Genomic DNA, 14,532 nt, shown 5'->3' with positions numbered 1-14,532 from the left:
CCTGCAAGGATGTGGGAAGGCTCCTGGAAACACTTTCCCTACATTCGTCTGGCAGTAAGTGTTTTACCCTCCGGGCCTGTTTGCGTTTTGGAAGGCCCGTGTCATGCGCCGTTTAGTGCTGATTTTTTGCCTGTTGCTGTCTCCCCGACTCTTCGCTGGCACCGTGCTGGAAAACGCCCTCTGGCGGGTCGAACTCGACCCCGCCACGCTGGCGCTGCGCGTCACCCCGGCGGGCGAGGCCGCAGTGCAGGCCTCCAGCGGTGTGGCGGCGCACGCGGTCACCGATGTGCAGGCCGATGCCGGGCAAGCCACTTGGCAGTGGGACAGCGGCGCCTACCACCTGACCGCGCGCCTTGAGCAGCGCGACCTTGAACTGACCATCAACGCACGCGAGCCGGGCCCATTGGCGCTGTTGCGCCAACCCGCCGAGGCCATGGGCAAAGGCTTGATCTGGCCCTTGGCCGAAGGGCATTACGTGCCGGCGGGTAACACCCTCTGGCAGGCGTTTTTGCTGGAACAGGGCGAGGTCAACACCACCCAGGATCTGAGCCTGCCGCTATGGGGCGTGGACCATGGGCGCTTTACGCTCAATTGGTTGCTGACCAACCCCTATAACAATCGCCTGGCGTGGCAGGCCGATGGCAACGGTCTGGCGCTGTTGGCATCCCATGAATTCACCGCACTGCAACCCACCGCGCCGATGACGCTGCGCCTGCACCTGGGCGATGCCGACCCGCTGGCCGGAGCCAAGCGCTATCGCCAATGGCTGGTGGAGCAGGGCCGTTATGAGCCACTGGCGGACAAGCTGCGCCAGACCCCCGAGGCTGAAAAGCTGCTGGGTGCCAGCCACGTCTATCTGTGGGGCAATGACCTGTTAGGGCCCCAGGATGTGCGCGACTGGCCGCTGCTGGTGAAGGTGCTGCGCGGCCACGAACTCAAGGGCTTGCTGGACAAAGAGACCATGCAGGTGCTGACGCAGGCCGGCACGTTGGATCGCTACCAAAAGACGGTTTTGCTGCGTGGGCTCAACGCGGCGATCAACAAAAAGGCCCGGCAAACCTGGCAGGCCAGCGACGAGCCGGACATGCGCCAACTTGCCGAGGGGTATGGCGCACTCCGGCATGAACTGGCCACGGCATTTGCCGGCGCCTTGACCGACAGCCCTGCCACTTGGGGCAGCACCCTGTCGGCCAAGACCCTGAAATCGCTGCAAGACGCGGGGCTCAAGCGTCTGCTGCTGACGTTGGGCGAAGGTTGGGAAGGCGGCCTCTGGCACCCCGAAGCGATTCAGGCGGGGGTCAACGCGGGCTACTTGATGGCGCCCTACGACTCCTATGAAACCGCACTGTCCATCACCGAAAACCCGGACTGGACCACCGCGCACCTGGGCACCAAGGCTTATCGCAACTGCGCCATCGTGTTGAAGGACGGCAAGCTCAAGACCGGCTTCCAGCAATCGGGCCATTACACCGACCCGCGCTGCGTGCGGCCTTTACTGGAAGCGCGGGTGAAAGCGGTGCAAGCCAAGGCCGGTTTTAACGCCTGGTTCCTGGATGCCTACGCCACCAGCATGGTTTTCGACAGTTACCGTGACGGCGCGCCAATGACCCAGGCGCAAAACGCTGAAGGCAATATCGACGCGTCGCGCTGGCTCAACACGGTGCTCAAGCTGCCCGCCGGCTCCGAAGACGGCAATGCGGTGACAGCCCAAGGCATTCTGTTTGCCCACGGCATGCAGACGCCAGTGATTGGCTGGGGTGATCGCGAGATGACCCAAGACAGGCAATCGCCTTACTACGTAGGTAACTGGTACCCGCCGGAGCAACCGACGGTCTTCTTCAAGCCCGTGCCGCTCAACGAGCCGTTTCGCAGCGTGTATTTCAACCCGACGATGCGCCTGCCGTTGTATCAGGCGGTGTTCCACGGCTCGGTGATCACCACGCATCATTGGTTGTTCGACAGTTTGAAGCTGAGCAATGTGCGGGCTGAAAATGAGTTGACCCAGCTGCTCTACAACGTGCCGCCGCTGTATCACTTGAGTGCCGCGACGCTTAAAGAACGGCTGCCGGTGATTCAGCATCAGGACCGGTTCTTCCGGCCGCTGCATCAACGCCTGGCGACTCAGGCGATGACAGGGTTTCGCTGGTTGACGGCCGACAAACAGGTGCAGGAAACCACGTTTGCCGATGGCACGCGGTTGGTGGCGAATTTTGCTGCTGGGGACAAAGAAGGGTATGCGGGAAAGAGTGTGACGGCGTTGGTAGAGGGTGAAAAACCTAGGGTGTATCAGGTGGATTAGCTGTGCCGGTAAGGCCTCATCGCAGGCAAGCCAGCTCCCACAGTTGAAATGCATTCCAATTGTGGGAGCTGGCTTGCCTGCGATAGGGCCGGGCCAGACGACGAAAATCTACAGTTTGCGCCACACACTCGCCAACCAAGGCTGCTGTTCCCTCGGCAACCCGGCCGGTCGGTAGTAATGCTCCAGCTCCACAAACCCGGCCGCCGTCAGCAGACCCTGCCAGGTTTCAAGGTCGTGATAAGACCCATAGCGAGGTCCGTTCCAACCTTCCTGATTTTCACCACGTGGGTTGGAGCTGAACAGCACGCCCCCAGGCCTCAACGCGCTGTGCAGTTGCTTGAGAATGCGCGGCAGTTCCTGCTTGGGGATATGAAACAACACCGCGTTGGCAAACACCCCGTCGAAGCGTTCGGTCGGCAGGTCCAGCTTGAGAAAGTCCTGCTGCAGCACTTCACAGCCACTGTCCTCGCGGGCCATTTGCGCAAATCGTTCGCAGCCATCGAGCCCCACGGCGATATGGCCCATGCGCGTAAATGTCTGCAGATCACGCCCCGGCCCGCAGCCGAAATCCAGCACGGTAAACGGCGCTGTACCCTGGATATGGCGCAGCAGCGCGTCGATGTTCTGGCTGACATCGTGATCGCGGGTGCCTTCACGGAAGTCCTCGGCCACCTTGTTGTAGTGGCCGAGGGTGATGGAGGTGATCTGGTTGAGGTCGTCGGGCTTGAGGGTCATGGCGGGGAATACCGGGCGCTGAGATCGCCCGACTATACCTCACCGCTTGTTCAGCACCCGAGCCAGGCGATCGCCGCCCAACTGAATCACCGCGACGAGAATCACCAGCAACACAATCACGGTGAGCATGATTTGCGTATCGAAACGCTGATAGCCGTAGCGGTAGGCAATGTCACCCAAGCCGCCTGCGCCGATGGCGCCCGCCATGGCTGACGAGTTGATCATGGTCACCAGCGTGATCGTGAACCCGCCCACAATCCCTGGCAGCGCCTCTGGCAACAGCACGTGCCAGATGATGTGCCAGCGGCGGCAGCCCATGGCCTGCGCGGCTTCGATCAAACCGTGGTCCACTTCGCGCAGGCTCACCTCGGCGATCCGCGCGAAAAACGGCGTGGCGGCGATGGTCAGCGGGACAACGGCCGCCCACACGCCATAGGTGGTGCCGACAATCAGCCGGGTAAACGGGATCAGCGCCACCATCAGGATCAGAAACGGAATGGAGCGGAACAGATTGACGAACGCGCCGAGCACGCGGTTCAGCGCCGGTGCCTGGTAGATGCCGCCCTTGTCGCTGGTGACCAGAAACACCGCCAGCGGAATACCCACCAACAGCGCGATCAACGACGACACGCCCACCATCAATAGGGTGTCGATGGCGCCCTGCAATAAACGCTCAAACCACATAGCCCAGCACCTCCACCTGTTGCGCCCAACGCCCGGCCAGGGTGCGCAGTGCTTGTGCGTTGTGCGGCGAGCCATTCACCGCCAACAGTAATTGCCCCAAGGCATGCCCCTGAATGCGCTCCACGCCGCCTTGCAGCAAGCGCACGCGCCCGCCAAGGGCGCTGAACAGCGCGGCCAGGTCGGGTTCGTCGGTATCGCTGCCGGTGAACTGCAAACGCAGTACCAACGCGGCGTCGGCCGATGTCTGGGTGAGTTGCAGACGGTTTTGCAGTTCTTCCGGCAGCCCGTGTTGCAGCGGCGCCAGCAGGGTTTTGCTGACCTCATGCTGCGGGTTGCCGAATACTTGCCACACCGGGCCTTGCTCCACGATTCGACCGTGCTCAAGCACCACCACGCGGTCGCAGATTTCACGGATCACCGCCATCTCGTGGGTGATCAACACGATGGTCAGGCCCAGGCGTTTGTTGATTTCGCGCAGCAGGCCGAGGATCGACTGCGTGGTTTCCGGGTCGAGGGCCGAGGTGGCTTCGTCGCACAGCAGAATCTGTGGGTCGTGCACCAGCGAACGGGCAATGCCGACACGCTGTTTCTGCCCGCCGGACAGCTGCGCGGGATAAGCCTTGTGCTTGTCCTGCAAACCCACCAGTTCCAGCAGCTCACGCACCTTTTGCTCGCGCTGCAGCTTGGGCACGCCGGCGACCTTCAGCGGCAGCTCGACGTTCTGCCACACTGTTTTGGCCGACATCAGGTTGAAGTGCTGGAAGATCATGCCGATGCGCCGACGCAACGCGACCAGGCGGTCTTCGTCGTACTCGCCGATGTCCACCTGATCGATCAGCACGCGCCCGCTGCTGGGTTGCTCCAGGCGGTTGATGGTGCGGATCAGCGAGGATTTGCCGGCGCCGCTGCGGCCGATGATGCCGAACACCTCACCGCGCTGGATCGCCAGGTCAATGCCTTGCAAGGCATGCACGCTGCCGTCATAGGTTTTGCCCAGGTTGATAAACCGCACATGGGCGCGGTTCAAATCCGGGTGCAGTTCTGTCTGCTCGGCGTCCCTGGGCGCGGTGCCCAGGTCGCGCAGTTGGGCGTTGGCGGCGGTCATTTTTTATCTTCCCAGCCGACTTGGTAGAGCTTGCCGAGGGATTTATCCAGCGCGGCGCGTACCACCGGCGAGTGCTGGTAGATGTCGACGAACTTGATCACGCGCGGGTCGGTTTTGCTTTTGGGCTGGACCACAAACTGGATCACGTATTCCGGGTGATCGAGGCCGTCGAACAGCAGCGCCGACTCAGCATCGAAGGTCTTGGACAGACGGATGTAGGCCGGGTAACCCTGCACCAGATCGGCGTCGTCATAGGCGCGCACCAGCTGCACGGCTTCCACTTGCAGGATCTTGATCTTCTTCGGGTTGGCGATGATGTCTTCTTCGGTGGCCTTGTAACCCACGCCCGGCTTGAGCGTGATCAGCCCGGCCTTGGCCAGCAGCTGCAGGCCACGACCGCTGTTGATTGGGTCGTTGGCGATCGCCACGCTGGCGCCCTGAGGCAGGTCGTTGAAGCTTTTGTACTTCTTCGAATACAGGCCAACGTTATTGATGATGCCCGGCGCATACGGCACCAGGTCGAACCCGGCGGCAGCCTTGGCGTTTTCCAGGAACGGGATGTGCTGGAAGTAGTTCACGTCGATGTCGCCGGCGGCGAGGCTGACGTTGGGCGCGATCCAGTCGGTGAACTCCACCAGTTCGACCTTCAGGCCTTGCTTGTCGGCTTCGGCGACGGCGGCTTCCAGGGGAATCGCGAAGGCGGCGGTGGTGCCGACTTTCAGCGGTGCATCGGCGGCGAATACCGCCGAGCTGAATAAACCAAGGGCCAGGGCCAGTGCTTTGACTGGGTGGGTGAGCAGGGGCTTTTTCATAATCGATTTCCAGTCATAAGGTGTGAGTGCAAACAACTCGGTCAACTGTGGGAGCTGGCTTGCCTGCGATAGCGGTGGGCCAGCAAAAAAATGTGCCTGACAGACCGCCATCGCAGGCAAGCCAGCTGCCACAGTTTTGGTTCAGTGTCGGTAGGTGGAACCGGTGTGTTGTTCGGGTAAGCGCGCGGAGCCATGGAAGACTTTTTCGCGCAAGGTGCCGGCTTCATAAGCCGTCTTGTACGACCCACGCTTCTGCAACTCCGGCACCACCAGGTCGATGAAATCGACATAGCTTTCCGGCGTGACAATGCGCGTCAGGTTGAAGCCATCCAGCCCGGTTTCGCTGATCCACGATTCCAGCTCGTCAGCGACCTGTTCCGGCGAGCCGACCAAGGTGATGTAGCGCCCGCCGAGGGCGTGCTGCTCGAGCAATTTGCGCCGCGTCCAATCGTTGTTTTGCAGGTTCTTGGTGGCCGACTGAATCGCGTTGCTTTTCACGTACTGGATCGGTTCATCGATTTCGTATTGAGCAAAGTCGATCGCCGTAGAGGCCGAGAAGTGCGCCACACCGGCTTCCGGGCTGGCATAGCTCACGTACTCGGCGTGCTTGGCCCAGGCCAGTTCTTCGGTGGCGCCCACGATCACGTTGAGGCCCATGAACACCTTGATGTCCTCCGGGTTGCGCCCGGCTTCGACGGCACTGGCACGCACCTTGTCGACCTGTGCTTTGGTCGCGGCCTTGTTCTGCCCGCTGATGAATACGCACTCGGCATGGCGTCCGGCGAACAGCAAGCCGCGCTCCGAGCTGCCGGCCTGGAACAGCACCGGCGTGCGTTGCGGCGACGGCTCGCAAAGGTGATAACCCTCGACCTGATAGAACTCGCCGTGGTGCTCAACCTTGTGCACCTTGCCGGGCTGCGCATAGACCCGTTGCTGTGGATCGTTGATGACCGCGTCGTCTTCCCAGCTGCCTTCCCAGAGTTTGTACAGCACTTGCAGGTATTCATCGGCCTGGTCGTAGCGCCGGTCATGCTCGACCTGTTCGGTCAGGCCCATGGCCTTGGCGGCGCTGTCGAGGTAGCCGGTGACGATGTTCCAGCCGACCCGGCCACGGCTCAGGTGGTCGAGGGTGGACATGCGTCGGGCGAACAGATACGGCGGCTCGTAGGTGAGGTTGGCGGTGAGGCCGAAGCCGAGGTTTTGGGTGACGGCCGCCATGGCCGAAACCAGCAGCAATGGGTCGTTGACCGGCAGCTGGATCGACTCTTTGAGCGGCACGTCGATGGAGTTCTGGTAAACGTCGTACACGCCGACAATGTCGGCGATGAACAAACCGTCGAACAGCCCGCGCTCCAGGGTCTGCGCCAGGTCGGTCCAGTATTGGAGGGTCTTGTACTGCGTTGAGGTGTCCCGTGGGTGTGTCCACAGGCCATGGTTGATGTGCCCGATGCAGTTCATGTTGAAGGCATTGAGCAGGATTTTTTTCTTGGCCATCAGATGGTCCCCCGCAGTGGCGGGTTTTCATCGTTGAGGTAGTAATTGCCCACCGCATGGTACTTCCAGCGCACCGGGTCGTGCAGGGTGTGCACGCGGGCGTTGCGCCAGTGGCGATCCAGGCCATGTTCGGCCAGGGTCGCCTGGCTGCCGGCCAGTTCGAACAAGGTGCTGCCGGCGGCCAGGGAAATTTCAGTGCTCAAGGCGCGCACTTCGGCGACGGCGATGGACGCTGCTGCGACGGTTTCGGCAGTGCTGTCGGCCTGGGCGCGGTCGAGGAACTCACCGGAGCGCTCCAGTAACGCCTCGGCGGCGTGCAGGCGGATGCTCAGGTGGCCGAAGCTTTTCAAGGTGAGCGGGTCTTCAGTGGCCTTGTCGTTGCCGGAGTCGATCCACGGCCGGGTCTTGGTGCGCACAAAATGCAGCGCATCCTCGAAGGCGGCGCGGGCGATGCCGGTGTCGATGGCAGCGTGAAGGATCTGCGCCAATGGGCCGACTGTGGTCGGGCGCTCGAAGGCGCTCTGGAACGGGACCACATCCTGTGCGGCAACCCACACGTTGTCGAACACCACGGAGCCGCTGCCGGTGGTGCGCTGGCCGAAGCCGCTCCAGTCGTCGATGACCGTCAGGCCTTCGCTGTCGCGCGGCACAAATGCCAGTTGCTGCACGCCGTGTTCATCCACCACTGAGGTGGGGATGCGTTGCGCGTAGATGGCCCCGGTGGCGTAGAACTTGCGGCCGGTGATACGAAAACCGTCGCCGTCGCGGGTGATTTGGGTCACCCGGTCATGGGCAGTTTTGGTACCCAGCTCCGCCAAGGCGTTGCCGAAACGTTGGCCCGCGAGCACCTCGGCGTACAGGCGTTTTTGCTGCGCCGGGCTGCCATTCACGCGCAGCACTTCCAGGGCATAAAAATGGTTTTGCGGGATCTGGCCCAGCGAGGCGTCCGCCTGGGCAATCAGCGCAATGACCTTGGCCAGAGTGACGTTGGACACACCCGCGCCGCCGTGTTCCTTCGGCACGCTGATGCCCCACAGGCCGGAGCGCGAAAACACATCCAGCTCGGGCAGGGGCAGGCGGCGTTCGCGGTCGCGCTGGGCGCTGTCGCGACCCAAGTCTTCGGCCAGGTCGCTGGCGACAATAAGGGCTTGTTCGTCGCTGGTGATAACCGCGACGTTTGTAGAGAAAGTCATGATGTTCTCCAGATGTCTGGTCGGTCAGATCCAGGAATGACGAGCCGGCAACGTGCCGTTCAGGCGATAGGCGCCGATGGCGTGATACTTCCAGCGCACCGGGTCGTGCAGGGTGTGCACGCGGGCGTTGCGCCAATGACGGTCGAGGTTGAATTCGGCGAGGGTGGCGCGACTGCCGGCCAGCTCGAAGAGCTTTTCGCTGACCTGCAGCGACACTTCGGTGGTCAGCACTTTCGCTTCGGCCACGGCAATCGACGCGCGCGCGGCGGATTGCGCGGTGATCGGCGCAGCGCTGACCTCGTCCAGTACCTTGCCGGCCTTGCGCAGCAGTGCCTCGGCGGCATGCAGTTCGATGTTCAGCTTGCCGATATCGGCGATCACATACAGGTCATCGCTGGCGCGTTCGACCTTGGCGTCGATCCATGGGCGCGAGCGTTCACGCACGAAGGCGATGGTGTCATCCAGAGCGCCGCGGGCGATGCCGGCGTCGATGGCCGCCTGGATCAATTGCGAGACGGCGCCCTGGATGTTCGGGCTTTCGCCGATGCGCCAGTTCTCTATCACCAGTTCGGCGTCCACCGGTACCCGGTCAAGCAGCACGGTGCCGCTGGCGGTGGTGCGTTGGCCGAAGCCCGACCAATCGTCAACGATGCGCAGCCCTTGCGTGCCACGGCGCACAAAGGCCATGACTTGTTTGCCGTCATCGTTCAACGCCTTCACCGCCACCCAATGGGCAAACAGCGCGCCGGTGGAGTAGAACTTCTGGCCGCTGACCACGTAGCCATCGCCTTGGGCGGTGAGCCGCGCTTTGAGTTCCAGGGTGTTTTTGGTGCCGCGTTCCGGGCCGCCATTACCGATGCGCCAGCCGTCGAGGACGCTCTGGAACAGCTGTTTTTTCTGGCGTTCGGTGGCAGCGCCCTGCAGCAGATGCAGGATGCCGAAGTGGTTCTGCGGGATCTGCCCGAGGGCCGGGTCTGCCGCGCTGATGATCGCGAACACCTCGGCCAGGGTCACGAACGATACCTGTGGGCCGCCGTATTCACGGGGAATGGAAATACTGCCGAGCCCGCTGCGGGTGAACTGCTCAAGCTGCGCCCAGGGCAGCTTGCGCTGCTGGTCGCGCTTGGCCGCTTGCAGGCGCGCGGCCTGAGCCAGTTCGTGGGCTGCGCTCAACGCTTGCGCGTCGTCGCGCAGCACAGCCGCCGGCAACAGCAGTGGGGCTACGTCCAGATCACTCTGGGGGGGTGTTAGAGCCAAGTTAGACATCAGCGCCGCTCCTTGGCTGCACGTAATGCCCTGGCGTTATGCACCGGGGTAATTCTGACCATACCGACCTCGCATTCAATGAAATAAAAACAGAAAAATCAGAGATGTCCGGTGGTCCGGTGCATATACCCTAAGCGTGTTAAATCTTTAAATAAACTAACTTTTAGGAATATGCATAGAAGGTCTGTTACCCAGGTTCGCAGGGAGAACCGGGCTGACGTGGTTGATAGGTCGACGTGGCCCCGGCCGGGCGGGCCGGCGCCTGCGACGAGCAGGCGGCGATGTTCAACGTGCGCGCGGGCGCCCAGCGCGAATTATTGCCGACGCGATCCAGAATGCAGTACGTCACGTCCAGCCGGCAGTCGTCGCCCGCTTCGACAATCACCGCAGAGGGCACCCACACCTGCACCGTCAGACCGACGTCTTTGCTCTGGATCGTCGGCAGGTCCAGACGCACGTCGCCCCAACGCAGGGTGATGGCGTCGCCGGTGGCCATATGCGCGTACGGCTCGATGCTCAGCGGAATGCCGCGTCGCACCTGACTACCGTTGATGCCGTAGCGGCGGATCATGTCGGGCAGGCTGACGGGGGCAAGGTTCTGGTTTTCGTCGTTGAACAGGGGCGACGGTTGGCCGCCGGGTGGGCAGGTCTTGACCCGCACGTGCGTGACCGCCGAACGGGCCGGGCCGTGGCCGATTTGCATGACCTGATAGTGAATCTGCGCCGAGCCATCCTGCACAAAGCTTTGCGGGATGCGCAGGCGGGTGGGAGTACCGATTTTGCACGCGCTCACGCGCCGGGAGTCGGCAAAGCAGTTGTTCCAGAACAGCTCGATCAGGTCGCCTTCCTCCATGCCGGGATAGGGGGCGATATCCACCTGCAGTTGGGCGGCGGCGAGGGCGTTGATACCGTATCGATTAGCCTGGGGCAACGTCGGGGCGGTAAGCATGGCCGAGGGTGCAGTGCGCGTCATAAGTCATCTCCTTGATGCAGCCAGCAGCAATCGTTCCGGCGCCCGTGGCGCGAGTGTGCGCCGGGTGCCGAAAGGAACGATTCAGTGAATAGCCGGGATAGGATCCAATCCTCTGGGCCCTAGATAAGAGGGTTGGCCGGCGGGCGTCAATGGCGGCAAAGGGCTAAACGGCGGGTTGGAGCAGATTCAGAAAGAGCTGACGAGGCGGGGGATTTTAAGGTGGGTGCGGCGGTGCGTTTTATTTGTTATCGCGAGGATTTTATGTAGGAACGCGCTTAGGTGGGCGCTGGCTTGCCTGCGATAGCATCGCTGCGGTGTGACTGACACACCGAGGTGCCTGCATCGCAGGCAAGCCAGCGCCCACCTAGGTTTTTCGGGGTGTCAGTGGGCCAGAAACTTGCTCAGGAACTGCTTGGTGCGTTCTTCCTTGGGGTTGGCAAACAGCGCCTTGGCCTCGCCCTGTTCGACGATCACGCCCTTGTCGAAGAAGATCACCCGGTTGGCCACATCCCGGGCGAAGCTCATTTCGTGGGTGACGATGACCATGGTGCGGTTTTCTTCGGCCAGGCTGCGGATGGTCGCCAGTACTTCACCGACCAGCTCCGGGTCGAGTGCCGAGGTGGGTTCGTCAAACAGAATCACCTCCGGCTCCATGGCCAATGCACGGGCGATTGCCACGCGCTGTTGCTGGCCACCGGACAAGCGCCGCGGGTAAGACCCTTCCTTGCCCGCCAGACCGACCCTGGCCAGCAGCGCGCGGCCCAGTTCGGTGGCTGCTTCGCGAGGCATCTTCTTGACCACCATCGGGCCTTCGATGACGTTTTCCAGCGCGGTGCGGTGCGGGAACAGGTTGAAGTTCTGGAACACAAAACCCACGTGCTGGCGCAAGCGCCGCACCAGGCCTTGCTGCTGGTTGAGCGGCTTGCTGCTGTCGATCTCGATGTCACCCACCTTGATGCGACCGCTGGTGGGTTCTTCGAGGAAATTCAGGCAGCGCAGGAAGGTGGTCTTGCCGGAACCACTGGGACCAATGATGGCGACAACTTCGCCTTCCTTGACCTCAAGGTCGATCCCGTTGAGTACCACCTGACCCTTGAATTGTTTGGTCAGTTTTTCAACCACGATCATGCTTCAAGACTCCAGGTCATGCCGGTTGACCCGGTCTTCCAGGCGGTTCTGAAAATGCGCCAGGATGCTCGCCAGGATCCAGTAGATCAGGGCAGCGGAGAGGTACATGGTGAAAATTTCGAAGGTGCGCGCAGACACCAATTGGGCCTGGCGGAACAGCTCGGGCACCTGGATGGTAGCGGCCAGCGCCGTGTCTTTTACCAGCGAAATAAAGCTGTTGCCCAATGGCGGCAAGGCCGTGCGCATGGCCTGCGGCAGGATGGCCCGGCGAAGGGTCTGCGCACGGGTCATGCCGATACTGGCTGCAGCTTCCCATTGGCCGCGCTCGATGGAGCTGATGGCGGCGCGCAGGATTTCACAGGCGTAAGCCGCCATGTTCAGCGAAAAGCCAATCATGGCGGCCGGGATCGGGTCCAGCTCGATGCCCACTTGCGGTAAGCCGTAGTAGATCAGGAACAGCTGCACCAGCAAGGGCGTGCCGCGAAAGAACGACACGTAGACGCGGGCGATCCAACTGACCAACTTGAAGCGCGACAAACGCATCAAGGCCAGGCCAAAGCCCAGCAGCAAGCCGAAAAACATCCCGCCGAGGCTAAGAATCACCGTGTAGTACGCGCCCTTGAGCAGAAAGGGCGCGGAGTCCAGCGCGAGTTGGAAACCTGCTTCCATTATTGAGTGACGTCAGCGTTGAAGTATTTCTCGGACAGCTTCTTCAAGGTGCCGTCGGCACGCAGTTTGTCGAGGGCCTTGTTCACGGCGTCGAGCAGTTCAGGCTCGCCTTTGCGCAGTGCAATACCGGCTTCCTGACGGGAGAAAGCATCACCGGCGGCAGCAGTGTCCGGGGCTTTCTTGGCGTATTCCAGCGCGGCCAGACGGTCGATCAGGATGGCGTCAATGCGCCCGATCCGCAGGTCCTGGAACTTGGTAGGGTCATCGTTGTAGGTCTTGATGATGGCTTTGGGTTGGTTGTCCTTGAGCCATTGTTCGTAGTTGGTGCCCAGGCCTACGCCGACTTTCTTGCCGGCCAGGTCATCGGCGGTTTTGATGGCGTCGACGTTTTTCTTCAGCACCAGCGCCTGGATACCGGAAACGGTGTAAGGCTTGGAGAAGTCGTACTTCTTCTTGCGCTCTTCGGAGATGGTCACTTGGTTGACCACGGCGTCCAGGCGCTTGGATTCCAGGGCCGCGAGGATGCCGTCCCACGGTGTGGCTTGCAGCTTGACCTTGACGCCCAGCTCTTTGGCCAGCGCTTCGGACAGCTCGACTTCGAAACCGCTGAGCTTGCCGCTTTCATCGACGAAGCTGAACGGCGGGTAGGTGCCTTCCAGGCCGATCTTGATCTCGCCGGCCTTCTTGATGGTGTCAAGCTGCTCACCAGCGATGGCTTGGCCCATCAGACCAGCCCCGAGTGCCAAGCCCAATGTGCCAACCAGCAACGTGCGACGGAATACAGAAATAGTCATGAACAGCCCCTGTGTTTTTTATGTTGAGCGAAGCAGGTGACGCAGTAGTCGTATCCTGCCTTAAAGCGCGAAGCGCGTCTTCGCCTTCGGCGCGACTATAAAGCCAGTTTCTAAGACTTGAAAATAATATAAATCTAATTTGTTATGCGTTTTTAGAATATGCAATCAATCCAATGTGGGAGCGGACTTGCCCGCGATAGCGGTGTATCAGCCAACATTTTTGTAGCTGCCTGACCGCTATCGCAGGCAAGCCAGCTCCCACATTTTGATCCGTGTTTATTCAGTTAAACACGGAGTCAAACGCAAACAACGCCGGCGCCCCGCCGGTGTGCAGGAAAATAATCGGACCTTCTTCAAACCGCTGGCGACCGATGCCATCAAGCAAGCCGGCCATGGCCTTGCCCGTATACACCGGGTCCAGCAGAAGGCCTTCCTGGCTTGCCAGTAACTTGACCGCCGCCAGGGTGCCGGCGTTCGGTTCGCCGTAGCGCGGGCCGAAATATTCGTCCCACAGGATCACTTTGAATGCGTCGGGAACGCCCACGCCGAGCAACTCGGCGGTGCGTTCGGCCAGGCCCTGCACTTTCGGGAACTGAGCTTGCTCGGTGCGCGACACGGTAATGCCCACCACCGGCAAATTCGGCAGCACTTCGCTCAACGCCAGGGCGAGGCCACTGTGGGTGCCCGCACTGCCGGAGGCGAGTACCACGGCGGCGAACTCAATGCCGCTGGCTTCGATCTGCCCGGCTAGCTCCAGCCCGGCGCGCACGTAACCCAGCGCCCCGAGTGCATTCGAACCGCCGATCGGCACCAGGTACGGCTTCTTGCCGTTGCTGCGCAGGCGATCGGCGAGGGCATTGAGTTGGTCGTCAACGTTGTCGAGGTTCTCGACCAGTTCTACTTTGGCGTCAAACAGCTCCAGCAACAGGCGATTGCCGTTGCCCAGGTAGTTCGGGTCTTCGGTGCCGGTCGGGTTCTCCAGCAGTGCCACGCAACCCAGGCCCAACTTGGCGGCCAGCGCAGCAGTCTGGCGCACATGGTTGGACTGGATCGCGCCGGCGGTTACCAGGGTGTCGGCGCCTTGAGCGAGGGCATCGGCTGCCAGGTATTCGAGCTTGCGCAGCTTGTTGCCGCCCATGGCCAGTGGCGTGGTGTCATCGCGCTTGACGTAAATGTCCCTGCCCAGCCAGGTCGACAGCCGCTCGAGTTTTTCCAGGGCAGTGGCACCGCCCAGCAGGTCCAGGCGGTTAAAACGGTCGAGCTGTTGTTTGATCATGGCGACGCACAGTGGCTAAGTGATTGGGCGACTATAGGCAGGCACTTTTCGACCGGCAACCGCCAATCGCTTATGTCGGTTAGTTCTTAGCATCACACCATTGG

General features: G+C 61.6%; 13 protein-coding genes. 1 reads left to right on the top strand and 12 read right to left on the bottom strand.

Annotated elements, in window-relative coordinates:
• The first annotated feature begins 103 nt into the window (after window positions 1–103).
• Window positions 104–2,299 carry a glycoside hydrolase gene (locus L8K08_RS27945; protein WP_242201421.1) on the top strand — a complete coding sequence of 732 codons (2,196 nt, stop codon included), beginning with the start codon at window positions 104–106 and terminating at the stop codon, window positions 2,297–2,299.
• A 108-nt stretch (window positions 2,300–2,407) separates the two neighbouring features.
• Here the strand turns inward: L8K08_RS27945 and L8K08_RS27940 are convergent, their stop codons facing one another.
• The 12 genes from L8K08_RS27940 to L8K08_RS27885 all read right to left on the bottom strand — a co-directional run bounded on the left by L8K08_RS27940 (window position 2,408) and on the right by L8K08_RS27885 (window position 14,428).
• Window positions 2,408–3,034, bottom strand: a complete 627-nt coding sequence (locus L8K08_RS27940) for a class I SAM-dependent methyltransferase (protein WP_242201420.1) — start codon at window positions 3,032–3,034, stop codon at window positions 2,408–2,410.
• A gap of 39 nt (window positions 3,035–3,073) precedes the next feature.
• Entirely contained in the window at window positions 3,074–3,718 is a 645-nt protein-coding gene (locus tag L8K08_RS27935; RefSeq protein ID WP_145159760.1) for a methionine ABC transporter permease, read from the bottom strand.
• Window positions 3,708–4,823, bottom strand: coding sequence for an ATP-binding cassette domain-containing protein (locus tag L8K08_RS27930; RefSeq protein WP_145159762.1), 1,116 nt, complete (start codon window positions 4,821–4,823; stop codon window positions 3,708–3,710). The genes L8K08_RS27935 and L8K08_RS27930 overlap by 11 nt, the downstream gene beginning before the upstream one ends.
• Window positions 4,820–5,635 (bottom strand): MetQ/NlpA family ABC transporter substrate-binding protein, encoded by an 816-nt coding sequence (locus L8K08_RS27925; protein WP_242201419.1) that lies wholly within the window; start codon window positions 5,633–5,635, stop codon window positions 4,820–4,822. Before L8K08_RS27925 ends, L8K08_RS27930 begins: the two co-directional genes overlap by 4 nt.
• A 141-nt stretch (window positions 5,636–5,776) precedes the next feature.
• Window positions 5,777–7,129, bottom strand: coding sequence for an LLM class flavin-dependent oxidoreductase (locus tag L8K08_RS27920; RefSeq protein ID WP_242201418.1), 1,353 nt, complete (start codon window positions 7,127–7,129; stop codon window positions 5,777–5,779).
• Window positions 7,129–8,322 (bottom strand): SfnB family sulfur acquisition oxidoreductase, encoded by a 1,194-nt coding sequence (locus L8K08_RS27915; RefSeq protein ID WP_242201417.1) that lies wholly within the window; start codon window positions 8,320–8,322, stop codon window positions 7,129–7,131. Before L8K08_RS27915 ends, L8K08_RS27920 begins: the two co-directional genes overlap by 1 nt.
• A 24-nt stretch (window positions 8,323–8,346) precedes the next feature.
• The gene (locus L8K08_RS27910; RefSeq protein ID WP_242201416.1) at window positions 8,347–9,588 is read right to left on the bottom strand and encodes an SfnB family sulfur acquisition oxidoreductase; all 1,242 of its coding nucleotides are present in this window, start codon (window positions 9,586–9,588) and stop codon (window positions 8,347–8,349) included.
• Window positions 9,589–9,775: 187 nt separating this feature from the next.
• Window positions 9,776–10,561, bottom strand: a complete 786-nt coding sequence (locus tag L8K08_RS27905; RefSeq protein ID WP_242201415.1) for a hypothetical protein — start codon at window positions 10,559–10,561, stop codon at window positions 9,776–9,778.
• Between the two features lie 381 nt (window positions 10,562–10,942).
• Complete coding sequence (gene tcyN, locus L8K08_RS27900) at window positions 10,943–11,689, bottom strand: L-cystine ABC transporter ATP-binding protein TcyN (protein ID WP_242201414.1); 747 nt, start codon at window positions 11,687–11,689, stop codon at window positions 10,943–10,945.
• A gap of 3 nt (window positions 11,690–11,692) precedes the next feature.
• Window positions 11,693–12,358: a cystine ABC transporter permease gene (gene tcyL / locus L8K08_RS27895; protein ID WP_106577395.1), complete on the bottom strand. Its 666-nt coding sequence runs from the start codon at window positions 12,356–12,358 to the stop codon at window positions 11,693–11,695.
• Entirely contained in the window at window positions 12,358–13,152 is a 795-nt protein-coding gene (gene tcyJ, locus L8K08_RS27890; protein ID WP_145159776.1) for a cystine ABC transporter substrate-binding protein, read from the bottom strand. Before tcyJ ends, tcyL begins: the two co-directional genes overlap by 1 nt.
• Before the next feature lie 280 nt (window positions 13,153–13,432).
• A complete protein-coding gene (locus tag L8K08_RS27885; protein ID WP_242201412.1) occupies window positions 13,433–14,428 on the bottom strand; it encodes a D-cysteine desulfhydrase in 996 nt (331 codons plus the stop codon).
• Between the last annotated feature and the right edge of the window lie 104 nt (window positions 14,429–14,532).

Origin of the sequence: Pseudomonas sp. TREG-RG-20F-10-E-6-01 (assembly GCF_022662455.1) — a bacterium.
Taxonomy (GTDB): domain Bacteria; phylum Pseudomonadota; class Gammaproteobacteria; order Pseudomonadales; family Pseudomonadaceae; genus Aquipseudomonas.
Note: the sequence above shows the minus strand (reverse complement) of the source record. Positions and strands in the feature narration are given on the sequence as shown.